Annotated in this window: 4 protein-coding genes and 1 pseudogene; 3 read left to right on the top strand and 2 right to left on the bottom strand. The window is 64.4% G+C overall.

The features are described from left to right. The coding region (locus EN964_RS29870) for an SDR family oxidoreductase (protein WP_127277095.1) at positions 1-545 on the top strand (545 nt) is incomplete at its 5' end. A gap of 47 nt (positions 546-592) precedes the next feature. Next, complete coding sequence (locus EN964_RS29865; RefSeq protein ID WP_127272050.1) at positions 593-1,651, top strand: Gfo/Idh/MocA family protein; 1,059 nt, start codon at positions 593-595, stop codon at positions 1,649-1,651. A gap of 72 nt (positions 1,652-1,723) precedes the next feature. Here the strand turns inward: EN964_RS29865 and EN964_RS29860 are convergent, their stop codons facing one another. Next, positions 1,724-2,323: a DUF922 domain-containing Zn-dependent protease gene (locus EN964_RS29860; protein WP_127270851.1), complete on the bottom strand. Its 600-nt coding sequence runs from the start codon at positions 2,321-2,323 to the stop codon at positions 1,724-1,726. A gap of 118 nt (positions 2,324-2,441) precedes the next feature. Here EN964_RS29860 and EN964_RS29855 point away from each other — a divergent pair, with 118 nt between their 5' ends. Then, positions 2,442-2,936 carry a hypothetical protein gene (locus EN964_RS29855; protein WP_236382752.1) on the top strand — a complete coding sequence of 165 codons (495 nt, stop codon included), beginning with the start codon at positions 2,442-2,444 and terminating at the stop codon, positions 2,934-2,936. 51 nt (positions 2,937-2,987) lie between these two features. Here the strand turns inward: EN964_RS29855 and EN964_RS29850 are convergent. After that, positions 2,988-3,201, bottom strand: a pseudogene (locus tag EN964_RS29850) (PLP-dependent aminotransferase family protein); the annotation flags it as partial.

The raw sequence follows: 3,201 nt of genomic DNA, 5'->3' as shown, positions 1-3,201 counted from the left end.
GCTCCAACCAATCCAATGAAGATCTGCAGCGTCTCGTCGACCTGACGCTCGAACGTTTTGGCCGCATCGACGTGCTGGTCAACAGCGGCGGCCACGGGCCGCGTGCGCCGATCCTCGAAATCACCGACGAGCAATGGCACACCGGCATGGATGTCTATCTGCTGAACGTCATCCGTCCGGTGCGCATCGTGGCGCCGCAGATGGTCAAGCAGAAGGGTGGGGCCATCATCAACATCTCGACGGCCTGGGTGGTCGAGCCGAGCCCGATGTTCCCGACGTCCGCGGTGTTCCGTGCCGGGCTTGCCGCCTACACCAAGATCTTCGCCAACACCTACGCCGCCGACAATGTGCGCATGAACAACGTGCTGCCCGGCTGGATCGACAGCCTGCCGGCCACAGAAGAACGCCGCGACAGTGTGCCGATGCAGCGCTACGGCACCTCGGAAGAAATCGCCGCGACCATCGCCTTCCTGGCGTCCGAAGGCGCCGGCTACATCACCGGCCAGAACATCCGGGTCGACGGCGGCATCATACGCGCTATTTGAGGGCGTCGGCCGGGGGGATCCCGGCATCTCACCCCAAGGAGCAAAGAATGCGGCTTTTGATACTCGGCACCGGCTGGATGGCGCAGGAACATGCGCGGCGCTTCACCGCCATCGACGGCGTCGACATCGTCGGCGCGGTCGATGTCGATCCGGCACGGGTCGGCGAGTTCGCCGACAGTTTTGACATTCCCAACCGCTTTACCGCGCTGGATGAGGCGCTGACATGGGGTGAGTTCGACGCGGTGGCCAATGTCACGCCGGACCGCATCCACCACCCGACCACCATGGCGCTGGTCGCCGCCGGCAAGCCGGTGCTGTGCGAGAAGCCGCTGGCCGAAAACTATGGCAAGGCGACCGAGATGGCCGACGCCGCCGAGGCCGCCGGCATCGTCAACATGGTGAACCTCACCTATCGCAATGTGCCGGCGCTGCAGAAGGCCCGCCAGATGGTGCAGGCGGGCGAGATCGGCACCGTCAGGCATGTCGAGGCGTCCTACCTGCAAAGCTGGCTGGTGTCGAAATTCTGGGGCGACTGGCGCACCGATCCGAAATGGCTGTGGCGCCTGTCACGCGGCCACGGCTCCAATGGCGTGCTTGGCGATGTCGGCATCCACATCCTCGATTTCGCCAGCTATGGCGCAGCCGTCGACATCGACCATGTCTTCTGCCGGCTGCGCGCCTTCGACAAGGCGCCCGGCAACCGCATCGGCGACTACGGGCTAGACGCCAATGACAGCTTCGCCATGACGCTGGACTTTTCCAACGGCGCCTTCGGCGTGGTGCATGCCAGCCGCTGGGCGACTGGCCATCTCAACGAGCTGCGCCTGCGCATCTATGGCGAGAAGGGCGGCATCGAAGTGGTGCACAATCTGGATGGTTCGACGCTCAAGGCCTGCATCGGCGAAAACGTCGAGAACGCCATATGGGAAGAGCTCGACGCCGGCACGGTGCCGACCAACTACCAGCGTTTCACTGACGCGGTGCGATCCGGCGTGCAGGCCGAACCGTCCTTCCGCCATGCCGCCGAATTGCAGAAGGTGCTGGATCTGGCCGTCGTCTCGGACGAGAAGCGGGCGGAGCTGAGGGCGAGTGCGGAAACGCGGTGAGCTGGGCGAAGCGGCCGGCGCCAGCGGTCGAAGATAGCACTGCCGCCAACTTCGGACTGCGGTCCGCGCCAGTCAGGGGCCGGTCACGAGCGAAAAAACCAGTTTCTGTAAATTGCCGCCATCGCCGAATTCGACGCGGTCGAAATCGCGGCTTGCCAGCACCCGCGCCTTCGAGATCGCGTCAAGCCGCTTCACCACCTCGGCCCTTGTCTTGCTGCATTTGGGATCGTCGGCGACGGTCAGGCCGTTCGTCGCGGCTTGGATGTCGTGGACCATCTGGACCATGCTGGCGCCATGCACCTTCTCATGGGCGGCGACGCCGGCGATGAAGGTTTCCCAGTTCTTCTGGACGGCGGGCGGCAGGGAGCCGGAAGGTTTTGGCAAGGTGTAGGTGACGATCAGCTTCGGCCGCCCGGCCGTCAGCACGCAGTCCTTGCCCTTGGGCTTGTAGTCCCTTAACCCCCAGGTCAGCTTGAAATTGGTGTAGGCGATGGCGCGGGCAATGCCGAGCTTTGGCCCTTTCTCGCCGATCGAGCGGTAGAGTTCGGCGCCGGACCGGCCCGAGATCGCGTAGGGCTCGATTTTCTCGACCGGCTTCCACTCGGCACGAGCGGTGAGCGGCGAGGCAAGCAGGGCGGCAAAGGACAGACACAGGCGAACGCAGGCTCTCAATCCAACTCTCCACGAAACAGGACCGGCTGCCGCAACGGGCAATGCCATCGGATCGCTTTTTCCTATATGCTGCCGACGGGCGCTGCAAATGCCCTGGAGGCAGTCAATTGGGGGAGTCATGAGAGTTGCACATCTCATCGTCGCTGGTGCCTTGGCCGTCGTGCAGGCCGCGCAGCCGGCGTTTGCCGCGTCGTGCGGTGGCTGGAGCGCCAAGATGGAGGAAGACGAGGGCGGCAGCGTGCTGACGGCTTCGGTCTGCGGCGGGCCGAAAGGCGATGCGCATATGATGCTCACCTGTTTCGACACGCCGGTGCTGAGCTACGATCTCGGTGCCGCCGGCCAGCTGCTGGAACCTGGCATCAGCGGTTCGTTCGCGTTCAAGGCCGACGGCAAGACGGTAACGAAGACACTGCAGCTGGAGGCCATGTACAACTACTTCGTGGTCAATCTGGCGAAAGCCGATCCGCTGTTCGACCTGCTGCGCGGGAAGGGCGATGTGTCGGTCAGTTCAGCCAAATATGGCGAGATCAGCTTTCCGCTGAAGGGCTCCAGCGCGGCCATCGGCAAGGTGCTGGCGCAGTGCGGCAAGGCCGGGCCAGCGAATGGGAATTGACGGGGCTCTACAGTTCGATGCCGGCGCACCAATGAGGCGGTTCTCGTTGGCTCACCGGGCTTGCTGCCGAACCACCCCACCCAGTCGCACCGTCGCGGCCATCAACTCCTCGTCCGAAAACCCCGAAAAACCCAGCACCAGACCTTGCCGGGGCGCCCCGCCGATGAACATTGAGGACAAGGCCCTGGCGCCGACACCCGCCGCCTTCGCCGCCTCGACGATCGCGGTGTCCGGCCCGGCGTCCTTCAGCGTCGCCATCAAATGC

The sequence above is a fragment of the Mesorhizobium sp. M7A.F.Ca.CA.001.10.2.1 genome (genome assembly GCF_003998575.1).
Lineage (GTDB): Bacteria > Pseudomonadota > Alphaproteobacteria > Rhizobiales > Rhizobiaceae > Mesorhizobium.
This window is presented reverse-complemented; position numbering and strand designations above follow the sequence as displayed.